The sequence below is a fragment of the Elizabethkingia argenteiflava genome, assembly GCF_009904105.1.
Lineage (GTDB): Bacteria > Bacteroidota > Bacteroidia > Flavobacteriales > Weeksellaceae > Elizabethkingia > Elizabethkingia argenteiflava.
This window is the reverse complement of the sequence record NZ_JAAABJ010000372.1, coordinates 1-22,472: the sequence shown is the minus strand read 5'-3', so window position 1 is coordinate 22,472 and position 22,472 is coordinate 1. Positions and strand designations below refer to the sequence as shown.

Annotated in this window: 20 protein-coding genes; 7 read left to right on the top strand and 13 right to left on the bottom strand. The window is 37.2% G+C overall.

From position 1 onward, the window contains the following. Positions 1-143: 143 nt before the first annotated feature. On the top strand, positions 144-1,829 hold the full coding sequence (locus GNY06_RS04305) for a DUF6909 family protein (protein WP_166518956.1): 1,686 nt from the start codon (positions 144-146) through the stop codon (positions 1,827-1,829). Positions 1,830-1,895: 66 nt separating this feature from the next. Here GNY06_RS04305 and GNY06_RS04300 read toward each other — a convergent pair whose 3' ends face one another. The 7 genes from GNY06_RS04300 to GNY06_RS04270 all read right to left on the bottom strand — a co-directional run bounded on the left by GNY06_RS04300 (position 1,896) and on the right by GNY06_RS04270 (position 8,093). Continuing rightward, positions 1,896-2,285: a hypothetical protein gene (locus GNY06_RS04300; RefSeq protein WP_166518955.1), complete on the bottom strand. Its 390-nt coding sequence runs from the start codon at positions 2,283-2,285 to the stop codon at positions 1,896-1,898. A 9-nt stretch (positions 2,286-2,294) separates the two neighbouring features. Continuing rightward, positions 2,295-3,692 (bottom strand): nucleoside recognition domain-containing protein, encoded by a 1,398-nt coding sequence (locus tag GNY06_RS04295; RefSeq protein ID WP_166518954.1) that lies wholly within the window; start codon positions 3,690-3,692, stop codon positions 2,295-2,297. Positions 3,693-3,842: 150 nt separating this feature from the next. Beyond that, a complete protein-coding gene (locus GNY06_RS04290) occupies positions 3,843-4,352 on the bottom strand; it encodes a DUF6973 domain-containing protein (protein ID WP_166518953.1) in 510 nt (169 codons plus the stop codon). 11 nt (positions 4,353-4,363) lie between these two features. Continuing rightward, positions 4,364-5,221 (bottom strand): acetyl-CoA carboxylase, carboxyltransferase subunit beta, encoded by an 858-nt coding sequence (gene accD / locus GNY06_RS04285; protein WP_166518952.1) that lies wholly within the window; start codon positions 5,219-5,221, stop codon positions 4,364-4,366. 62 nt (positions 5,222-5,283) lie between these two features. Further along, positions 5,284-6,354 carry a class II fructose-bisphosphate aldolase gene (fbaA, locus tag GNY06_RS04280; RefSeq protein WP_166518951.1) on the bottom strand — a complete coding sequence of 357 codons (1,071 nt, stop codon included), beginning with the start codon at positions 6,352-6,354 and terminating at the stop codon, positions 5,284-5,286. 221 nt (positions 6,355-6,575) lie between these two features. Next, a complete protein-coding gene (locus GNY06_RS04275; RefSeq protein WP_166518950.1) occupies positions 6,576-7,436 on the bottom strand; it encodes an NAD kinase in 861 nt (286 codons plus the stop codon). Positions 7,437-7,439: 3 nt separating this feature from the next. Next, on the bottom strand, positions 7,440-8,093 hold the full coding sequence (locus GNY06_RS04270) for a CBS domain-containing protein (protein ID WP_166518949.1): 654 nt from the start codon (positions 8,091-8,093) through the stop codon (positions 7,440-7,442). 495 nt (positions 8,094-8,588) lie between these two features. On the opposite strand from GNY06_RS04270, the gene GNY06_RS04265 reads away from it, so the two are divergent. After that, positions 8,589-8,732, top strand: coding sequence for a hypothetical protein (locus GNY06_RS04265; protein WP_166518948.1), 144 nt, complete (start codon positions 8,589-8,591; stop codon positions 8,730-8,732). 111 nt (positions 8,733-8,843) lie between these two features. On the opposite strand, the gene GNY06_RS04260 is transcribed toward GNY06_RS04265, so the two are convergent. From GNY06_RS04260 to GNY06_RS04245, 4 genes are all read right to left on the bottom strand, one after another. Continuing rightward, positions 8,844-9,443 carry a 50S ribosomal protein L25/general stress protein Ctc gene (locus GNY06_RS04260; RefSeq protein ID WP_166518947.1) on the bottom strand — a complete coding sequence of 200 codons (600 nt, stop codon included), beginning with the start codon at positions 9,441-9,443 and terminating at the stop codon, positions 8,844-8,846. Positions 9,444-9,499: 56 nt separating this feature from the next. Next, positions 9,500-10,441, bottom strand: coding sequence for a ribose-phosphate pyrophosphokinase (locus tag GNY06_RS04255; RefSeq protein WP_166518984.1), 942 nt, complete (start codon positions 10,439-10,441; stop codon positions 9,500-9,502). A 73-nt stretch (positions 10,442-10,514) separates the two neighbouring features. Next, a complete protein-coding gene (locus tag GNY06_RS04250; RefSeq protein ID WP_166518946.1) occupies positions 10,515-12,077 on the bottom strand; it encodes an SGNH/GDSL hydrolase family protein in 1,563 nt (520 codons plus the stop codon). A 10-nt stretch (positions 12,078-12,087) separates the two neighbouring features. Then, positions 12,088-13,323, bottom strand: a complete 1,236-nt coding sequence (locus tag GNY06_RS04245) for an OmpP1/FadL family transporter (protein WP_166518945.1) — start codon at positions 13,321-13,323, stop codon at positions 12,088-12,090. A 344-nt stretch (positions 13,324-13,667) separates the two neighbouring features. Here GNY06_RS04245 and GNY06_RS04240 point away from each other — a divergent pair, with 344 nt between their 5' ends. From GNY06_RS04240 to GNY06_RS04225, 4 genes are read left to right on the top strand one after another with little or no spacing between them, the layout of a single operon-like run. Continuing rightward, positions 13,668-15,008, top strand: a complete 1,341-nt coding sequence (locus tag GNY06_RS04240; RefSeq protein WP_166518944.1) for a PSP1 domain-containing protein — start codon at positions 13,668-13,670, stop codon at positions 15,006-15,008. After that, positions 14,995-15,465 carry a gliding motility lipoprotein GldH gene (locus GNY06_RS04235; RefSeq protein ID WP_166518943.1) on the top strand — a complete coding sequence of 157 codons (471 nt, stop codon included), beginning with the start codon at positions 14,995-14,997 and terminating at the stop codon, positions 15,463-15,465. Before GNY06_RS04240 ends, GNY06_RS04235 begins: the two co-directional genes overlap by 14 nt. A 6-nt stretch (positions 15,466-15,471) precedes the next feature. Next, on the top strand, positions 15,472-17,856 hold the full coding sequence (locus GNY06_RS04230; protein WP_166518942.1) for a transglycosylase domain-containing protein: 2,385 nt from the start codon (positions 15,472-15,474) through the stop codon (positions 17,854-17,856). Between the two features lie 35 nt (positions 17,857-17,891). After that, entirely contained in the window at positions 17,892-19,430 is a 1,539-nt protein-coding gene (locus GNY06_RS04225) for a protein adenylyltransferase SelO (protein ID WP_166518983.1), read from the top strand. Between the two features lie 931 nt (positions 19,431-20,361). On the opposite strand, the gene nth is transcribed toward GNY06_RS04225, so the two are convergent. Then, positions 20,362-20,982 (bottom strand): endonuclease III, encoded by a 621-nt coding sequence (gene nth / locus GNY06_RS04220; RefSeq protein ID WP_166518941.1) that lies wholly within the window; start codon positions 20,980-20,982, stop codon positions 20,362-20,364. A gap of 34 nt (positions 20,983-21,016) precedes the next feature. On the opposite strand from nth, the gene bcp reads away from it, so the two are divergent. After that, a complete protein-coding gene (bcp, locus tag GNY06_RS04215) occupies positions 21,017-21,466 on the top strand; it encodes a thioredoxin-dependent thiol peroxidase (RefSeq protein ID WP_166518940.1) in 450 nt (149 codons plus the stop codon). A 654-nt stretch (positions 21,467-22,120) separates the two neighbouring features. On the opposite strand, the gene GNY06_RS04210 is transcribed toward bcp, so the two are convergent. Beyond that, positions 22,121-22,459 (bottom strand): IS1 family transposase, encoded by a 339-nt coding sequence (locus GNY06_RS04210; RefSeq protein ID WP_317163743.1) that lies wholly within the window; start codon positions 22,457-22,459, stop codon positions 22,121-22,123. Between the last annotated feature and the right edge of the window lie 13 nt (positions 22,460-22,472).

Below are 22,472 nucleotides of genomic sequence, written 5' to 3'. Positions count from 1 at the left end.
ACAGACTATATAATTCGTTAAAATATTATTGAACTAATGATTATAAGCTGATGAGTAAGGATAGTACCAAGCTTTTGTCAGGTCATCCAGATTAATATTTTCACAGAATGATAATATCTCCTATCTTTGCTAAAAGAAATAGTATGGTAAATTTAAGAGCGAGAGAAACGACAGAAGCTATCGAGCGTATCTATGTTTCCATGCGACACTTATTCTACAGGGGCTTTTTTAAGCCTGGAGGTGTTTCCGGAGAAGCATTACGGAAACTTTTAATGATTATCCAGCCCGAAATATACGGGAGCATGGGCAATCTTAACAAAGTAGAGCTCAACGGACTTCTTTATGTCTTAGATCGTTTGCCAGAGGGCATTGAGGAATGTGCCTTTATTCATTTAAAATCGGATGAAGGTTTTAAGAAGGGGAGTTTTGAGCCTATCGTACCTAAAAAACGCCGCAGAAATTGTTATCGCATTGATGAACACCAAATGAATATTGAGGTTCTTTTAGGGAGATCCGAAATCTACGATATTCTGACTCATCTTACATTTTTATATCTTGAAGCGGATAAAATTAGGAATATAGGTTTTGATATCAAGGAAGGTGGACGTCCTAAGAGAATCTGGAAAATCATTGAAGAAGTAGCATTAGGAGAAAAAAAGTTTTCACGAAAAGAAAAAGAAGTGGCTCTTATTCACCTTTCTTCTTTACTAGGACGAACCTTTGATGAGACTTTAGAAGCTTATAATAATTTTGGAGACGATGACAATCCAGATCGCTTATTTAAAATCGTATATTGGTTAGGACAGGTAAGTGTTGAAGATTGGAAAGGAAATAGAGAGCGCGAAATTTATTTTAGCGCCATTCTGCAGGAGCGTGTAGGACATCACTTTTTTGGAGAAAAATGGGCCAACAATGTAAAGAGGGTTTTAATCGAACATCATCTTCATGAGAGACCCTTACATATTATAAGTGCCAATATGCATAGTGTCCAGAATATGCTTTTTGCCCATGATGCTCTTAAGAAGAAAGCGCCAAAGGAGGTAGATTATCCTCTTTATCAGAAGATCAGTAATACAAAAGATTTACGAGATACCATCTCCGATTATGCCCAAAGCAAAAGTCTTATTTATATTGATGACGATAGCGGAAGTAATATTGATGTTCAGATTATCGATCTTGCTAAAACAGATTTAAAAAATACACCATGGAGTCATTACCCTTATACCGGAGATGATGTTATTATGGTATTTGACTACGCTTTTGGAGAGCAAGCTTTTGAAGTTATGGACGAATTATTGAGACCTTTTGAAACCGATAAAATCACATTCAAAATGAATGTAAAATCCATTTCCGTAATGGGAAAAGCCGGGATTCTTACTGGAGGTAAGGGAGATATTATGATTCCTACCTCTCATATATTTGAGGGGACTGCCGACAATTATGTATTTAAAAATGCATTGAGTAAAACAGACTTTGTCGACGATGAACTAAAGGCTTTTGAAGGGAGTATGGTGACGGTGTTGGGAACTTCTCTTCAGAACAAAGATATCCTCTCCTATTTTATGAATACTTCCTGGAAATCTATAGGACTGGAAATGGAAGGTGCTCATTATCAAAAAGCGATCCAGATTGCCTCAAAAATCAGGAATCATATAGAAGAAGACTTGTTCCTGTGTTATGCTTACTATGCTTCGGATAACCCTTTGGAAACAGGAAGTACCCTGTCCTCAGGAGGTTTAGGGCTCACCGGAGTAAAACCCACCTATCTGATTACCTTGCGTATTTTAGAGAAAATAATTGAAAATAACTCGGGTAGCAAAAATAATTAAAAAAAAGCAGCTGATTTAGAAAAAAATCAGCTGCTTTTTTTATTTTCCGGACCACTATGTAGGTCTTTAAAAAATTGATTCAATACTTTTAATTCTATTTATAATAGGCAAGGAAAATACGCCACTGGTTTGTAAATATTTCTGGTACATGACTTTTGATTTCTGGGCAAAATCTAGACCTCTCCCCTTCTGAAAATGAAAATAAAAAAGATTGCCCAGTAATTCATAATAATCCGCATGATCTTTGGTTTCTCTCTCCTCTACCAGTTCAATAAGTTCTTCGCTGGTTTTGGACGAAACTTCCTCGAATTTTATTTTAAAGATATCCTTCATAAGGGCATCAAAATCTAATTCTTTTTGCATTAAACTTTCTTCGGGCTTACCCAGAAGTAATTTTTCTAATGACTGCGTCAACTGTCTGATTAACCGCAGTGTAAAATCTTTATCCTGAATCATAATTCAAATTTACCCAAAAAACCAATAAGCCAACAATATAGAGGTAAAAATACCCACTAAATCGGCTAAAAGCATAGCTCCTACGGTGTAGCGTGTGTCTCGAATGGAAATGGCCCCAAAATAGACCGCTATAACGTAAAATGTGGTGTCAGAGCTGCCTTGTAATATAGCCGAAAGCCTTCCCTGAAAGCTATCGGGTCCAAAAGTCTGCATTGCATCAACCATCATTCCACGAGCTCCCGAACCACTTAAGGGTTTAATCAGGGCGGTGGGGATACCATCTACAAATCGGGTATCTATTTGCGAGAAGCTTGCTAAATACTTTATACCGTCGATCAGGGCATCAAATACTCCACTAGTCCTCAATAGAGAGATGGCGATGAGAATTCCAACCAAATAGGGAATGATTTTTATACAGGTATAGAACCCCTCTTTGGCCCCTTCAATAAAAGCGTCGAAAATGTTTATTTTTTTATAGATTCCCCCGATTATAATGAAAAGAAAAATGAGCAGAATCATACCGTTGCTTAAAAGTTTACTAAAATCATTTAACTCGTCTTTGTTTAATTGGACCAGAAACACAACTAAAAGGGCAATGATGACTGATATACTGCCGAGATAAGCCAGAATAATAGGTTGCAGAAGGTTAATTTTTTGTTTTAGAGAAACAATAAGCAGGGAGGCTATGGTCGCAAAAAAGGTAGCGATCATGCAGGGGAGAAAAATATCTGTTGGAGTTGCAGATTGCATAGATGCTCGAATAGCAATAATGCTTACGGGAATAAGGGTAAGGCCGCTGGCATGCAGACAGAGAAACATAATCTGGGCATTGCTGGCACGTTGTTTATTGGGATTGAGACTCTGTAAACTTTCCATAGCCTTAAGTCCAAAAGGGGTAGCAGCATTGTCGAGTCCCAGAAGATTTGCACTAAAGTTAAGCATCATATGTCCAAAAGAAGCATGGCCTTTTGGAACTTCGGGAAATAATTTAGAGAAAAAAGGTTGTATAAGGCGACTCATGAAATTAATGCCCCCCGCTTTTTCTGCTATGCTCATAAAGCCCATAAATAAGGTCATGATCCCTACTAATCCAATACAAATATCGACCGCAGCTTTACTACTGCTGATGACCCCGTCAGCGTTCTGAATACGGTATATATGAACCTGTTGTCCACGTTGGATATAGTGTATTCTATTTTCTTTATACTCCCCATATTTCTTAATAGAATCTTGAAGATGAGGTGTAAGCTGCACGATATTTTTTTTCTTTATTTGTATGGTATCACCACTCTTACCGACAATCATATCGTTAAATATCGAGTTATAATTGCTTGAAGTGCAGTATTTAATACTTGCTATTCCAATTGCAACAATAATAAAGGCACTCCATATTCTGCTTAAAGCCATATTCTGCTAAAATTTCAGTAAAAGTAAGGATTTGAAGGGAGATTTTTTTAAAAAGAGAATCAATTGGTTAATAAGAGACTAGATTTCAATAGCTTCATCACGTTAATCAATGTAAAGATTCAAATGCTATTGATGTGTTTTAGGACTCTCCTAACGCTGGATGTACATCAAATGATCTCCGGGGTCTTCGTCCACATGAGAAATAAATACAGCTTTTTCTGTTTCTCTGATCAAGCTATCTACAAAAAAAGAGGTTTCGAAAAATTGACGATGAACGCCGGGTAATAATTTTTCAAATAGTTGTATCCCTATAGCATTGTTATGAAGATCCATTTGCTTTTGAAGGGGTTCATTCGGAAAGATTTCTTCATGTAATGAGGTTAATTTTTTACACCACGCTATACTTTTTTTGGGAGAAGAAACTTTACAGCAATACATGAGAATCAGGCAGCACCATAAGGCGTGCCTAAAAGCATTTCCTTTGCCATCTGTACTATTGGTTTGAGGGAAGTATTGCGCTGAGATTTTGTAGGCTTTGTATGTAGCTATAAAGGAAAGTATAGAAAAAATAGGGTTGCCTAAAAATAATCTAAGCAACCTTATCAATTTATTAAATGTTAATTTTCTACAAGCATTAATAAAAACTTTCAGAGTCTTCATTAATCAGATTTTTAAACGTTTGTATTTCTTAAAAGTCGCATCGCTTGAGATACGGTTTCCTTAATTTGATTTCGTTTAACAATAAAATCTACAAAACCTTTCTCTAATAAGAATTCCGAAGTTTGAAATCCTTCAGGTAAATCTTTACCTATGGTTTCTCTGATTACACGCGGTCCCGCAAAACCGATAAGGGCTCCGGGTTCTGCCATGATAATATCCGCAGTCATAGCAAAAGAAGCTGTGATTCCACCAAAAGTAGGGTCTGTTAAATAGGCGATATAAGGTAACTCATGATCCGAAAGCTGGGCTAGCTTGGCCTGTACTTTTGCCATTTGCATCAATGAGTAAGCCGCCTCTTGCATTCTAGCGCCTCCTGACTGACAAATCATCATAAAAGGCAGTTCGTGATCGATTGCATAATCAATTGCTCGACTGATCTTCTCCCCCATCACGGATCCCAAAGAGCCACCTATAAAAGAAAAATCCATGCAAGAAACTACGATTTCTAAACCATTAGTTTTTCCTACAGCATTACGTACAGAGTCGGTTAATTTTGTTTTGCTTTTCACTTCTTTTAAACGATCAGCATAGGTTTTGGTATCCTTAAATTTAAGAATATCCACACTCTCTACTTTAGCATTTAGCTCTTTAAACTTGCCATTATCAAATAGAATTTCGAAATACTCTTTACTTCCAATTCTTACATGAAAACCGTCTTCAGGAGATACGAAGTTATTGTTTTTTAGCTCTTCTTGCTCTATAATTTTTCCTGTAGGAGTTTTATGCCACAGTCCCTTCGGTGAATCTTTCTTTTGATCCGTCGGCGTATTAATATTTTGTTTCTTTCTTCTAAACCAGTCAAATGCCATCTTCTAATCTATTTGTGAATAGCAACAGAGCCCATTTAGGATCTCTGTTGCTATCAATTTAATTATTTAAGGGTATTAATATTGTTTAAATCTTCGAATGCCTGAACTAAACGCTTGGAAAAAGTTTGCTCTCCTTTTCTTAGCCACACTCTAGGGTCATAGAACTTTTTGTTAGGGATCTCTGGACCCTCTGGATTTCCTATTTGTGTTTTTAAATACTCTATTTTATCGCTTACATAATCTCTTATACCTTCTGTATAGGCAAATTGGAGATCAGTATCAATATTCATTTTAATTACCCCATAACTTATGGCCTCACGAATTTCCTCAAGACTAGAACCAGAGCCACCATGGAACACAAAATTTACAGGCTTCTCCCCGGTTTTAAATTTTTCTTGTACAAAGTCCTGTGAGTTTTTCAATATTTCAGGAGTAAGCTTTACATTTCCGGGTTTATATACACCATGGACATTTCCAAATGCGGCAGCAATAGTAAAGTTTTCAGAAATAGCCTTTAGCCTCTCATAGGTATAAGCCACATCTTCGGGTTGTGTATAAAGTTTGGAGTTGTCTATATCCGTATTATCAACCCCATCTTCTTCACCACCGGTAACCCCGATTTCTACTTCTAAGGTCATCTGCATTTTTGCCATCCTTTCATAGTACTGAATGCTAAGATCTATATTTTCTTCTAATGTTTCTTCAGACAGATCCAGCATGTGAGAGGAGTACAATGACTTTCCATTTTGCTTATAAAAGGCCTCATTAGCCTCCAATAATCCATCCATCCAAGGGAGTAGCTTTTTAGCACAATGATCGGTATGTAGGATAACCGTAGCATTGTAAGCTTCTGCTAATGTATGAATGTGATGGGCGCCTGCAACAGCTCCTAAAATGGCTGATTTTTGCGCATCGTTAGAGAGGCCTTTTCCTGCATTGAAGCAGGCTCCCCCATTGGAAAATTGTATAATTACAGGAGCGTTTAGTTTGGCGGCTGTTTCCAGTGTCGCGTTCACGTTGCTGGAGCCGATAACGTTTACTGCCGGTAAGGCAAATTGGTTTTCTTTTGCATACTGAAAAATCTCGGTGACCATCGAACCCGTAGCCACACCCGCTGGAAACATTCTGCTCATTTTTTTATTTTATTTGATTTAGTTTGTCCTTCCAAATTTTATTGGGTAAAGATAAGAAAAATCTGCTTCTTTTTGTCTTATTATTCCGGATATCAAAGTTTAAAGCAGTCTGTTCTCCCTCTTCTTCTATAATCTGAAAGCTTTGTAATAAGATTTTATTCCTGTTAATAAAAAGTATTCCTGTGGCGGATTGTTTTAAGAGTTCATAGCCTTTCAGGGGTTTAGTTTCTCTTGTCGTTGCCCCAAAGTAATTTATGTCTTATCGTTTCAAAAAAACTAATATCTCTGGGTTGTACAAGAGAAAGGGTAAAAGGCGCTTTTTCAAGAGAGATTTCCTCTAGGGTATCGATATGATATAGTCGGGAATCTAGTGAAAGTGAGTATTGGGGGACCCTGCTTTCTACCTTAAGGCGTATTTTCACATCATCCTTTAGAATGAGAGGGCGTACATTCAGGTTATGCGGAGCGATAGGTGTTATCACAAAATTATCGTTCTCCGGAGAAATTATAGGCCCACCACAGCTTAAAGAATAGGCTGTAGATCCCGTAGGAGTAGAAACGATCAGCCCATCCCCCCAAAAAACATTTAGAAACTCATCGTTAATATAGGAATCTATAGTAATCATAGAGGTGGTTTCTTTCCTAGAGATGCTGACGTCATTTAAAGCAAAAGGGAAATCGATATTTACATTGTTAACTTTAATCACCGATCGTTGTGTAACCGAAAGTTCATGATCGAGGATTTTATCCAGATTGGTGAATATTTCTTCTTTGGTAAAGCAGGCCAGAAATCCAAGTCTTCCTGTGTTGACACCGATAACAGGAATACCCAGATCCTGAATAAAGATTAAGGCGTTAAGGATGGTACCATCACCTCCGAAACTAAAAAAATAATCGATTTCCTGTTTTTTAAGATCTTCTTTATTAGAAAAGGTGGCAAAAATTTTAGAAAATCGAAGCTCTTCGGCTGTATCTTTATGAAGTACAGCCGACACATTTTTGCTGTCGAGTTCTGAGATAAACTTACTTAGATATAAAAATGTATCTAAATCTCGTTTTTGTGTATATATCGCTGCCTTCATACGTCAAAAATCCATATATTTTTGTAAAAAAACAAAACGATTTTTTAATAAATTATCTTTTTGGTCATGGTAAAACTTGTAGACCACGATATAGTTATAGCGGGCGAAGGTTTCTCCAATGGAGCTCAGATTCTCATGGCTAATTTTAAGAGCTATTTGTATGATCTTGTCTGTCATATGGTAAATAAAAGCACCGTAGATTTTCCCATTATTACTTTCTATAATTTTTGCAATTTCAGTCATGGAATAATTTTGAGGCGAGGTTTCTATGATTAAGACGGCTCCATTTTCTGAGAATAAAGGAAATTTAGAAAAATCGGAAAAAACATCTTCATAGGTAATATAGCCTAAATATTTTTCATTTTTGCTAATAACAGGGATTATATTAGCATTAAAGGCACTCAGTAAGCGAATACTATCGAGTGAGGTACTGTTTTCAAGTAGAGCGAAACGTTCCAGATGCTCGCTTATCTCAGCTAGTGTTTTAGCATCGGTATTTGTGATGATTTCATAGCGAAGATTCCCGGCTAATATTCCATCTTTTTGGATAAAAATATGAGAATAGCCAGTATCACCTACTTTATTGCGTACTTGGTCTAGGGAATCTGATAGACTGAATATTGGGTAGTCTGTAGAAATATATTTTTTGATAAACATTACAGCTAATTTAGTGGTATATTAAATCCTTGGTGTAGGAAAATGTGCATAAGAAAACCCAGTACCCTCGATAAGATATCAAATTTCAGGCTATAAATTCACCTGCACAATTGGCAAATTACAAAAAGAATTTTACAAGTCTTCTAAAAATACTATAGTTTGCATGATTTTCCTTTCTTACACCCTGCTGTGATAGCTTTCGATTTCTACATCTAATCTATACTTTTATTCTGCTTTTTTAGTATAATGAATATTAAAAAGTTTCAAGTGAATAAGCGGTAAAACTGAATGAAACAGATGGATTTTTGTTGTGAATATACACGAAAAGAGTTTATTTTACGAAATTATAAGATTAGTGATGGAAAAAATTATCTAACCAAACTAGTAAATAATAGTAGCCTATAATGGTAAATAGATCCAAAATGTAACTCTTTCGGTGTGATCAACCGAATCATTGCAACATTATCTGTCTTGTTCAAATAGGAGGGAATTAAAATGAATGAAAGCGCTGTAGAGAATGTTCAAAAAAGCGATGATGCAGAGGGTACGCTACAGATTATGATCGGAATATTTATGTTAATGCACGAGGAGTCGAATCGGGAGTCGAATATAATTAGCTATTTTATCAGAAGAGGTTAAATACTCATAAGGTATCTCCGATGAGTTTATGAACATTTTATAATATTTTCTCTATAAAAGTAAAAATCCCGTATCACGGGATTTTTACTTTTATTAATAGAGGCTAATTAATTATGCTTCTGTTGTTTCTTCTTCATCATCATCAGCTGCGATTCCTCCCTTCATTGCATTTCTAGACATCTTAACTGCTGCAATAACGGCATTGTCTGGATGCATGAATGAGTAAATATCAGATTGAATGTCTCCTACATAAAACTTGTTACCAATATTTAGCTTTGTAACATCAATAACAATCTCATCAGGTAAATTCGCTGGAATAGCTTTTACCTTAAGTTTTCTGAAAGATTGACGTAAAACACCACCTCTGACAACTCCTTTTGAGCGACCTGTAATTCGTACAGGAACCTCCATAATGACAGGTTTGTCGTCGGATAGTTGATAGAAATCAGCATGTAAGATTTTGTCCGTAATTGGATGGAACTGAATATCCTGAAGAACAGCCGGAATGATCTGACCATCAATTTCAATAGATACCGTGTGTGCTTCAGGAGTGTAAACTAAACTTTTAAAGTGCTTTTCAGGTGTAGAAAAGTTTAAAGGCTCTGCTCCTCCGTAAACAACACAAGGAACTAATTCAGCATCACGTAAAGCTTTTGTAGACTTTTTGCCCACGCTTTCTCTTTTTGCACCTTGAATTGTAATAGATTTCATTATAAATTATTTAAGACATTTAAATTTTAAAGGTGTGCAAAGGTATTAAATATTTTTTAAATAATAAACTTGTCGCTGATCGATTGATGTTTGTGTACACTTCTCATAACATCAGCAAACAATGGAGCACAGGAAAGTACCTTTATTTTAGAGGATAATCCAGCCTTTACAGGGATGGTATCGGTAACAATTACCTCAAGCAGTTGTGATTTTTGGATGTTTTCATAAGCTTTTCCCGAAAGTACAGGGTGTGTAGCCATGGCGCGTACCGTTTTGGCTCCTTTTTCCATGAGTATATCAGCAGCTTTACATAATGTTCCAGCTGTATCTATCATATCGTCTATCAAAACCACATTTCTATCTTTTACATCCCCAATCAAGAACATTTCTTCTACCACGTTCGCTTTTTTTCTTTCCTTATAAGCAATTACCACTTCAGCACTCAGGTAGCCGGCGTAATTTCTAGCCCTTTTTGCTCCTCCCATATCTGGAGAGGCGATAGTTAGATTGTCGAGATTTAAAGACTTTATGTAATCTATAAAAATAGAAGAAGCATATAAATGGTCAACAGGGATTTCGAAAAAACCTTGGATTTGATCCGCATGAAGGTCCATTGTCATAATTCTTGTAGCGCCTGCAGCCGTTAAAAGGTTGGCTACTAGTTTGGCACCGATCGGGGCTCTAGGTTTATCCTTTCTATCTTGTCTGGCTAAGCCGTAATAAGGGATAACCACTGTAACACTTTTAGCAGAGGCTCTTTTAGAGGCGTCAATCATCAAGAGGAGTTCTAAAAGATTATCAGCAGGCGGGAAGGTCGACCCTATTAAAAATACGCGGCCACCTCTTACCGATTGTTCTAGAATAGGTTCAAATTCACCATCACTAAAATTTAAGATATTAATAGCACCCAGACTTTGACCATAATGGCTTGCAATTTTTTCTGCTAATTCTTTGCTGGTTCTTGTGGTGAAAAGATAAGTCGACTGTTTTTCAGACATCATTACATTTATTTGCTGCAAATTTAAAAAAAAAACCTCTCAACTGCTCAAGAGGTTTTTTAGGTATCTAAAATTAAGGGAATTTAATCCCGGAATAATCGTTCGGATTTACTTGGGGTAGTGTCGATTTGTATTGTGCGTTGATGGTTTTTATAAATTCATTGGCGATGGCCGCATAACCACGTCCCGTTAGGTGAATACCATCAAGTGAAAAGGCTCCCCCGGTAACAAATGTATTGGTGTATTTTACGCCATTATACTGAATGCCTGACAGGGTGTTCAGTTCTTTCATTTTAGCATACGCATCCACTAATCCGATTCCATATTTTTTGGCTAATGCCGAGATTGCAGTATTGTATGCGGTTACAGCATTTTGGATGAGTTTTTGCTCATTTGGAGTCAGAATATATTGATCTTCCATCGGAAAGGTTACTCCGTTGATTGCAAGCTGGCCGGCTTCATCATCAGAGAGGCCTAGTTTTTTAAAATTTTTATAGGCTTCAGTATTTACTTTTCCAATTTGGGAGGAGGCGGTGAGTAATACGAAATCTGAAGCTGTAGCCGGACGAGCCTGTCCGTAAAGTGATCCTAATAACTTGGCTTTTTGCGCACCTACGAAAGGTGTGAGAGCGAAGCTTAACAGAGGTCCTATATCTTTTATGTCTCTATCCTTTATAATGATTTCACTGGCTTTTGTATTAGAAAATGAAATGCTTCTTTCTGGCACTCCTAAGGCTGTAAATGCTTTATTTAGAGCTGAAAAATTTTCATTTAGTTTTGGAATCATCGGCCCAAATGAAGGATTGGCAGGAGAAAGTGGATTGTAAGGTACGGTTGTAAAAAACGGGATTGAGCCTATATCGGGGATATTGGCAATCACCCCTTTAGTGATACCTTCAGCTTTAAGTGAAGCGAGAACGCGATCGATAGACCCTGCGACCACTGATGGGTCGGATATATCGTACATATCGTATGTTTGTGCATTGGTATTGCCTTTTTGGTCCTTGCCTACCCCTCCGCTGGTCGCGTATAGCAATACATCATTGTTACCAATCCATAGCGAAAAAAAACTAGGTTTTTTTGCGATTACATCTTTAATGATACTTGTATTGGGAGAACTCGCAAATCTTACAAAATAAGGATTTGCTTTTTTACTAGGGAGATTTGCTGGGTTGCCATAGCCTTCTACCAATAAGTGATAAGACTTGGCGGCTGGAACCCCTACATTGTTATACAACTTCCCGGCTGGGGTGTGTTTCAGTTCGCTTCCTGCGGATTTTGGGATAGGAGACAAACTTCCGTTCACCAATTTTAGTTCTAGTTTTCCAGGGAAGCCTGGTAAATTCGAGAAACCACCATCATTGTTGGGCATTAAAGGTTGTTCAAAATCTCCCCCACCAGCACGTTTCATCTGCGTAGCAATAATAGAAGGATAGGATTCCTTTTGGCCGTCAAGATACAGAGCATTGTCTCTAAAACCTGAAGTAAGAGAGTTGCCAATGGCTACATAAGTGCTGAAATCTGCTTCACCACTAGTGGATTGCATATCTGCAACGTCCTGCTCGAACCCAGTATTGCAGCCTACTATAGAAACAAGCGAGATAGCAGCGAGTGATGTGAATAAGTATTTTTTCATTTTGTTACGTTTAAAAGGGATTATATGAAAGGCCTAGCCCAAATATTAAAGCATTACCTTTTATTTGACCATTTATACCGTAGAAGTCGTTGCTAACGTTTCTAGATTTAAAAAAGTTATAACTAGCAGCTAGGTCTATGCCAAAGTTTTTGAACTTAAAACCTATACCTCCGGTTATCGAATTATTGTTCATCGAGGGGGTCTCAGGGCTAAAATACTGATCGTCATAAGGAGACTCATCGTAATAATAGCCTAATCTACCGGCCACTATATTATTAAACCAATATTGGGTACCTATGCGATAAGATTTTGTGTTTTTAAAGTTTTTTGGACTAGAATAGACGTGGCTATTTGAGCTGGGATCCGGTCTCATGTTGGCGAAATGGATATCTAGTTTGCTGTACTGTTCCCAACCATAATAATTAAAATCGCCAGAAACCGACCATTGGGGAGTAAGCTTGTAAGTTAAGCCTATCGTATACTCGTCTACCAAAGGTAAGTTTGCGGTAAAGCTATCCGATCCTTGACTATTCAATCCTAAATTAGGATATAGTGCAGGAGAAACATTGGTGAGTTTTACGATGCCATTCGAGGCTTTCATGTTAACCGGTGAACGATAGGCCACAGAAATGTCCAAGTTTTCATTGGGACGAAAGTAAAATCCTAGTCCAAAGCCATTTCCTTTTGCCTTTTCATCTTTTAAGTTTGCCACGCCATTTACTTGAGTGGCGGTTTTAGTCCAATCAAGTTTCCCGGTTGCATGGATATAGCTTACCCCTACCGCAATCCAAGGGGCTAATTTTACAGAAACCATAGGTTGAAAGAAAAAGGATTGTAGATTGAGTTCTTGTACTATTTCTCTCCCGCTCCAATCCTTATCCCATATTAAATGGCTTCCATAGGGAGTAGTAAAGCTAAAACCAAGAGATACATTATCTACAATTTTATAGGCTACGGCAGCATAAACCGGTGTTCCTAACGGACTTTCGGTTTTATAAGATTGTAAAGTGGAAGGATTCTGGAAGGTCATAGAGGTTGATACTCCAAATCCTCCAGCGGCTACACTCAGTTTGGAGGGGATAAAGGCGATCCCTGCTGGATTGAAAAAAGCAATGCTGGCATCTTCTGCATGAGCACTTGTATGAGCCATGGCAAGCTGTTTTACCCCTTGTAGAGATATACGGAAGCCTCCTGCGTAGGTTGCCATACTGGCAAATAGCGTTATAGATAAAAAAACTTTTTTCATAATCAAGGGAATATTAATTTTGCCAAATATAAAATTATTTTATTTATAATTACTAATTTTTGTTAAAAATTAAGCATAATGTGGTAAGTTTAAACAGTGTTTGAATAAAATATCTCTGATATTCTTTTATAAATGGACGACTATGTAGTTAGTGTAATTATGTTTAATTTTTGTTTTTATGAAAATAAATAAATTTTACAAAACGCTTTCATTTTCATTATTTCATAAAAATATAAATTTAACCGCTAAAATGTCATTTAAATAGTGATTCATTTGCGTATTATTAAATATAGGTTGCATAAAAAAATATTATAACTTTGCAATAATTTTATAAGTAAAAAAAAATGAGTTGTGGATGTAAAACATCCGGCGATTCTTCCCATTCTTGTGGAACGAAGGTTTCCTCGAATGGCTGTGAGAATGTAGATACCTGCGGGAATAGTTATAAATTAAGTGTTTTTGACTGGCTATCTAATGTAGCCCAGCCTACATCGAATCAATGTAATTATATAGAAGTGAGGTTTAAAAATGACCGCAAGGCTTTCTATCATAATCTAAATCAACTGCCGCTTCGTATCGGTAGCATTGTCACAGTAGAGTCAAGTCCCGGATATGATATAGGTGTAGTGAGCCTCACCGGGGAACTGGTGAAAATTCAAATGAAAAAGAAAAAGTTTAACGAAGAGCAAACGCTCAAGGTATACCGCTTGGCCTCGCCAAAAGATATTAACCTCTGGCAGGAGCTTCGTAAAAAAGAGGAAACTATCAAATTACAGGCGCGGAAAATAGCCCGTAGGTTGAATCTTGAGATGAAAATCACCGATGTGGAATATCAAGGCGATGGTGCAAAAGTCACCTTTTACTATACAGCTGAAGGAAGAGTAGATTTCCGTCAATTGATTAAAGATTACGCAGCCGCTTTTCGTACTAAGATTGATATGAAGCAGATAGGTTATCGTCAGGAAGCAGCTAAAGTAGGGGGTGTTGGCTCTTGTGGAAGGGAGTTGTGCTGCTCTACATGGTTAACAGATTTTCGGTCTGTGAATACCCAAGCAGCTCGCTATCAGCAGTTAAGTATTAATCCCCAAAAACTGGCTGGACAATGCGGTAAATTGAAGTGTTGCCTTAATTATGAGCTGGATAGTTATGTAGACGCTTTGGCCGATTTTCCATCTTCTTCTACGGTTTTGGATACCGAAAAAGGGAGAGCTTTCTGCATAAAAATTGATGTTTTCAAAAAGAAGATGTGGTTTGCTTATGTGGAAAACTCAATGAGCTGGTATGATATTGATGTTCAGATAGTAAAAAAGTGCATTGAAATGAATAAAAGAGGAGAGAAAACGCCTCCTCTTGAAGATTATAAAAGCGACGATAAATCTGTAAAACCTGTAGATTTGATCCAGGAGAATAATGTGGACCGTTTCGAAAGGAAGAATAAAAATAATCGGAATAGAAATTCGCGTGAAAAACAGAAAAATCAGAGTATAAAAGCTCCAAAACAAGGGGAAAGGAATAAGCAAGTGAAAGCCAGGACAGGTCTTGCTGCTAAGCCTAAAGATGGGAACGGAGCCAAAAATCCCGCTAAAATAGAACAACATAGTGAGAAAAATCAAAATCAATCCCATAGAAAAATTACCCCTTCTAAAAATAAAAAACATTCGTCCAAGCCTGATGGGGAGATATAGTTTTGTTTGGATATTGGTATGGGTATCCATATTAATAGCCTGTATATCTCCACTTGAGCAGGTAAAGACGATAGCGCTTGATGGGCACTGGGCTTCCGAAAATCCGGCGCGTTTTGAGTTTGATATTCAAGATGCACAGAACCTAAAAAACATTATATTTGTTATACGTAATAATAACCAATATCCGTATATGAATCTACGTTTGCAAGTTTCCATTTCGGGTATGCAGGAAAAAAAGCAACATAAGGATATACTCAACTATACTCTGGCACGGTCCAACGGCCTATGGAAAGGATCTCAATTTGGAGGTACAAAGGAAATCCTAGGTTTATATAAAACCCATTATAGATTTCCAAGTAATGGTAAATATAAAATAGAGGTTATGCATTTAATGAATAGAAATCCATTAATTGGCTTGGAAGATATAGGAATAAAAATAGAAACGGTTAAACCATAACGATCAATGGGAAGTAACAATAAAAATAAAGGCAATATATTTCCGTTGGGGAGTAAAAAGAAAAAGCGATCCTCAGACAAAGGAGTTCAAAAGGTTATTCGGTGGGTATGGTTAGGTCTTTTGACTATAGTGTTAGGCATTGCAGGGCTTTTCTTTTTAGTTTCTGAGGGTTTCTTGGGAGAAATGCCCAATATGAAAGAGCTTGAAAATCCGGATATCTATGTAGCCTCTGAAATTATTTCCTCAGATGGAGTTTCACTAGGAAAATTTGAAAAGGAAAAAGTAATTCCCATTAAGTATAGCGACCTCCCCCCTCATCTTGTTTTTGCCTTGCAGGCAAAGGAAGATGAACGATTTAAAGAGCACTCAGGAATTGATATGAAATCCATTTTTCGTGCTATACGGTTTGGTGGGGGCAGAGGTGGAGGCTCTACCATTACGCAGCAGTTGGCAAAACTTCTTTTTACAAAGAATGTTTCTAAAAATAAACTACAGAGGATTGCTCAAAAGCTTAAGGAGTGGTCTGTAGCCATTAGCTTAGAAAAACGTTATACAAAGGACGAGATCATCACTTTATATTTTAATAAATTCGATTTTACTTATAATGCGAATGGAATTGAGATGGCTTCTCGTATTTATTTTAACAAACATACAAAAGATCTTACTTTACCAGAAGCCGCGATGTTTGTAGCGATGTTAGAAGCGCCTAATGCAAATAATCCTTTGAGAAATCCTGAGCGAGCAAAAATCCGCAGAGATGTGGTCTTAAAGCAGATGGTAGATATAGGCTATATTGATGATACCACTTATAGGCAAGCCATCGACACGCCTATTGTAACCGATTTCCATCCGGTTAAAAGTGTAAATGAAGGTTATTCTGCCTATTATAAATTCTATTTGAGAAAAGAAATCAATGCTTATCTTAAGGAATATGAAGAGAAGACGGGCAAATCGCTTAACTTATTTAGAGATGGGTTGAAAATTTATGTAACCTTAGATTCTAAAATGCAGCGATATGCGGAGGAAGCGATCAAGAGGCACTTAACTGAGTTGCAGAAAAATTTTGATGCTGAGCAGGCTCGAAATCCAAACCGTCCTTATTATCTTATTAGTAAAAAGATTGCTAATGATCTGATGATGGCAGCTGTAAGAAGAACAGGTCGTTATAAGCAGATGAAGGCAGAAGGGATGCCTGAAGACTCTATAATAAAGGATTTCAAAAAACCTATAAAGCTAAGTCGTTTCACTTGGAATGGAGAAGAGGAAGTGGTGATGTCACCTTGGGATTCTATACGTTATCATAAGCAAATAGCACAGGCGGGCTTAATGTCTATGGAGCCTATGACAGGGAATATCAAAGCTTGGGTAGGAGGAATCGATTGGCAGCATTACCAATATGATCACGTGAAGCAAGGAAAGCGGCAGGTGGGTTCTACGTTTAAACCTTTTGTATATGCTGCTGCTATTATGAATCTGGGGTATACTCCTTGCACGGTGGTCTCTAATGCGCCATTTGAAAAAGGTAATTACAGAGTTAAAGGACGAGGAGGCGATATAGCTATTAAAGATGCATTAGCTTATTCTCAAAATACAGTATCCCTCAGGTTGATAGAATCTACAGGAGTGGATAAGGTTATTCAGCTCGCGAGAGATCTTGGAGTAAAGAGTGATATTCCTCGGAATATTACCATAGCCCTAGGTTCATCAGATATCACCCTCTACGAAATGTTAGGTGCCTATAGTGCCTTTGCTAATTTTGGGACCTATACTAAACCTGAAATGGTTTGGAGAATTGAAGATACCAATGGACACGTGATTAAAGAAGTAAAAACCGAATCTAAGGAGATTATGAATGAAGTATATGCCTTTACGATGATTGACATGATGAAGGGAGTAGCTGAATATGGAACAGCTTCTGGAGGGCTTAAACGATTAGGGATTAATGCAGAAATCGCCGCGAAAACAGGTACCACCAATAACAACTCAGACGGTTGGTTTATGGGGGTTACTCCTAAATTAGCTACCGGGGTTTGGGTAGGATGGGAAGATCGAGCCACGCATTTCCGTAATACAGGAGAAGGTCAGGGGGCTAGAATCGCTTTGCCGATTTGGGGATATTTTATGCAAAAAGTATATAATGATAAATCTTTGGGAATCTCTCAGGAGGATAGATTTGTAAAACCAGCTAGCTATGATGGTTGCAACTCTCTCAAACGCATCGGGGGGTATGGAGACGAAAAAGGTCTTCGAACCATTGATGAAATTAGGAACCCCCGACCAGGTGTAAACAGAGAAGGAACCCTTGAAAACAAAATCCCTGGAGAGACCGACAAAAAAGAAGATATTAATAAGGATATCAATCAAACGGACGATATAGATTTTAATAAATAAAAACAAAGCTGGGGATCATCTCCAGCTTTTTTATGATGCCAGATTTACCTGAAATACGACAGCCTTTTAAAGAAGCCTTTCCTGGGGATTATTCTTTTAATAACTATCCAAGGCATACACCTCATGTTTTACATGCAGTAGTGGAGCCCATGAACTCCCCTCATCCTCAACTTATTTTATTTAATGATGAACTAGGCAAGGAATTGAAGATTTCTAGAGACCACTTAGATTTCTTCAGTGCTCAGCGCTTGCCCCAAAAATTACAGCTTTATGCTACTGTGTATGCAGGGCATCAGTTCGGAAATTGGGCAGGGCAACTCGGAGACGGGCGCGTGATGAATATTGGAGAAATGAGCTCATTAGAAGGGAAAGCACTAGAATTACAATATAAAGGAGCAGGGAGTACCCCTTATTCCCGTAATGCAGATGGCAGAGCCGTGTTCCGCTCTTCACTAAGAGAGTATCTTATGAGTGAAGCTATGCATTATTTAGGTGTTCCTACAACGAGGGCTTTAAGTTTAGTAAAAACAGGTGAAGAGATTCTGAGAGATATCCTTTACCAAGGGGATCCACAGATGGAGGAGGGCGCTATGATCATCCGAACGGCAGAAAGTTTTATACGTTTTGGGCATTTTGAACTCTTGGCAGCAAGGCAGGACTGGGATTTATTAAGACAATTGATCGATTGGACAATAAAAAGGTATTTTCCCCAAATAAAAGGATTTTCAAAACAGCAGACATATTTATTGTGGTTTCGTGAAGTATCCCAAAATATAGCAAATATGCTCGTGGAGTGGTACCGTGTAGGATTTGTGCATGGGGTAATGAATACCGATAACATGTCTATTCTTGGGCTTACTATTGATTACGGGCCCTTTAGTATGCTCGATGAATACGATCTTAATTTTACCCCTAATACCACGGATTTGCCTACCAGGAGATATGCTTTTGGGAAACAAGCTAATATAGCCCATTGGAATTTAGTTCAGCTGGCCCATGCTATTTTCCCTATTATTAATGAAGCGTCTGCTCTGGAAGGGATATTAGAAGAATTTTCAGAATACTTCTGGCAACAATATGATCAGATGATGGCTCGTAAATTAGGCTTGGATGAGTTAAAGCAGGACGATCAGCCTTTTCTGTTGGAATGTCAGAAATTGATGAGTGAGCTGAATTTAGATTACACCTTGTTTTTTTCACTTTTAGAAAAGGTAGATCAACAAACTCCAGTATTAACTCATTTTGCACCCTGCCTCTATGATCAGTTGGAGAAGAGTCAGAAAAAACAGCTTCAAGATTTTATTCAACGCTATATTACCAGGAAACAGGATAATAAAATTTCTAGGATCCAGTCTTTGGAAATGATGCAAAAAGCGAATCCCAAATTTATCTTACGAAATTATTTGTTGTTTGAAGCGATTAAGACTGCGGATGCTGGAGATTTCAAACTTTTAGATAAACTAGTCCAGGCGTTAAAGCTTCCCTACCAAGAACTTTATCCTGAATTTTCGGTCAGGCGTCCCGAGGGAGCGTCAGATCAACCAGGAGCATGTATGTTATCCTGTAGCTCATAAAAGCTTTTATAAAGTCTCGTGGGCTTGGCTTATGGGGGGAGGTAGCCAATTATACTAAAGAGTGATCTGTTTTGCGGCATAAAAATGATCCTAAGCCTCCCTAACTTGATCTTTTTTGTAAAAAACTTGCTGATTGAGATAAATCAGGTATTTAGATTGTACAGATGATGAAGTCTCTTTAAGGTTGGGGTATCCAGGGTTTTCATATGGGAATAGATATGAGTGTATTCATAGCTTTATAATATGAGTAACTAGAGATATAGTTGATAAAATGAAGTTCTAGATCAATATGATAGATTCACACTTCAAAATTTACTATAGATACCTAATAAGATTTGAATGAGCCTAAGGTTTATGGGATAGCAAATCAATTGCATGATAAACCTGAAGGTGCTTTCTTTTAGGGTTGAGCACTAAGCCAGGCATTTCATAAGAGAGATACTCAGGATGAGCACAGATCTTTAGTTAGATAACCGAATAAAGTCTTTTTAACCGTGGAGAATATAAGGAAACGGAGATTTTCCCAATCAATAAAGAGAAAAAGAGTGGTTTGAGAGAAGTTTCCAAAAAATAGAAGAAATAAAAGTTAAACAGTGTATTTTTACTAAAAACAAGTACAGGATCTCCTTCTCAAGCTGGAAGCAAAGATCTTAGTCCTGCATTTTAAAAAGTTTACGACAGTCTGTAAATATACAACTAAAATTAAGCCGACTCATCCATGCTAAATTTCTTATAGACAGGATAATGAATAAAGTTTATTGTTTTGTTTTTTTTAGAATCTTATTCAAAGTGTCCGATGTACAGTGTTTTGCCGATCAAATATCCAGAGAAGGCTTCTAAAGTGAGATCCCACAAAATCAATGCCAGTAGGCTCATAAATTTAAGTGATCCTCCATTTATAAGATTAATGACAGAAGGAAGATGAGCTCTTCTATGAGTTAAAAAGCATTTTGGTTATAAAATCTTTTTCCCCTTTTCCGCGTGCCGGAGAATATTCTCTTCCATAAAAAATAATTTGGAGGTGGAGCTTGTTCCATTTGTTTTTTGGGAAAAGTTTCTTGGCATCTGCTTCTACCTGTACTACGTTCTTACCTTCAGAGAGCTTCCATTGTTTCATGAGACGATGTATATGGGTATCCACGGGAAAAGCCGGGTGACCGAAAGCTTGAGACATTACTACAGAAGCAGTTTTATGGCCTACTCCAGGTAGGGCTTCTAAGGCTTCAAAGCTCTCCGGTACTACGCCCTGGTGGTTTTCAATAAGAAGTTCTGCCATTCGCTTCAGGTTTTTGGCCTTCGTATTGGATAAGCCAATTTCTTTTATTAATTCTTTAATCTCATATTCCTCTAATCTTGACATTTGTTGAGGGGTGCTCGCTTTCGAAAAAAGCTCAGGAGTGATTTGGTTTACTTTTTTATCCGTGGTTTGAGCAGAAAGGCTTACAGCAACTAATAAAGTATAGGAATCGAAATGATCTAAAGGAATGGGGACTTGCGGATAAAGCTTCTCCAATTCATTCATCACAAGGTTTGCTCTTTGCTTTTTGGTCATAGAATTAGTAATTTTAGAAACAAAAATAAAGAATATGTTAGGAATAGGAGATAAACTGCCCGATTTTAAAGCGATTAATCAGTATGGTGAACAGAAAGAGGCAAAAGATTATAGAGGAAAAAAGCTCATTGTTTTCTTTTATCCCAAAGCCAATACCCCAGGCTGTACTGCGGAAGCTTGTAATCTGAAAGATCATTATGAGACATTAAAGCAGCAAGGTTACTATTTATTGGGGGTGAGTGCAGACGATGAAAAAAGCCAAAGAAAATTTTCAGATAAATATAATTTTCCTTTTGAACTCTTAGCAGATACGGATCGGGTGCTGATTGATGCATTTGGCGTTTGGCAATTAAAGAAATTTATGGGAAGAGAATTTATGGGAATTCTTCGCACCACTTTTGTTTTTGATGAACATGGCGCATGTGAGAAGGTCATTAGCAAAGTTAAAACTAAAGAACATGCGCAGCAATTATTAGAAGATTAAGCGATTCCTAAACAGAAGATAGGATAATAAAATCTGGCATGTCAGATACACGGCATCAATTTTATTTGCAGTAATGCATTCTTATATCGGAGACAACTCTCCCGTTGGCGTAAGGGATGAGAGGTCTATTAAAGCGAGAAATACCTGAGTCATCAGTATTTTTAGGATATAGGATATTTCGCGAATAAAGATGTCCGGCTATAAAATGTCTCTGTCTTTAAGAATAATGATACAATATATGTTCCGATTTTTTTAAAGTATGCCATCACTTGGCGTTGTCGGAGATAAAAATTGCATGGATAATGTCTACATTACGAAGCGTTTAGGTGTTTTGAAATGATTAAGGATTCTGTACAAGACATTCTTCCTTGAAGGATGTTAAGACGTCAATTTAAAGATGTTATTATCCTAATGAATTGACTTGTATAAGGGTAATTGTTTAATTATCATAATATTAAGATGTGTTTTCCCAAGAAAATAACAAAACATCACCTTATATTTTGAGAAAATGTCCAAAATTAATAGAGATTTTGCACTATAGGTTCTCTATCAATGTAGGATTAATAGAAGCTACGCAAAACCTTTTTACGGTAATTCTACCTAAAAATAACAGCTCTAAACTGTATACAGCGGGTTAATAAAAAATAGGTGTTGCTAATCAAATATAGATAGTGTTTTATTACGATGGTGCATTAAAAGAAGTATAGATAATCTGGGCATTTCTATTTTTTTAGAATAGCATTTGGACTTTCTTCTCATTCTTGCTAAAAAATGCCCAAACAAACTATTATAAGCTTCTACGGTAAATGTTTCTGCCTTTGTCTGAAGATGCTTCTCTTTAGGAACAATGCCTTGGTAGCTTTTCCAGTGATCACTTGAGATCTTCTCCATTTTGTGTTGTTTTATTGTTTCCCAAAACTCTTCTGCAGTTTGATGACTTCTGTCACCAATAACGAAATTGATGAATCTTTTTCCAAATCTATCAACAGCAATCCAGATCCAACCG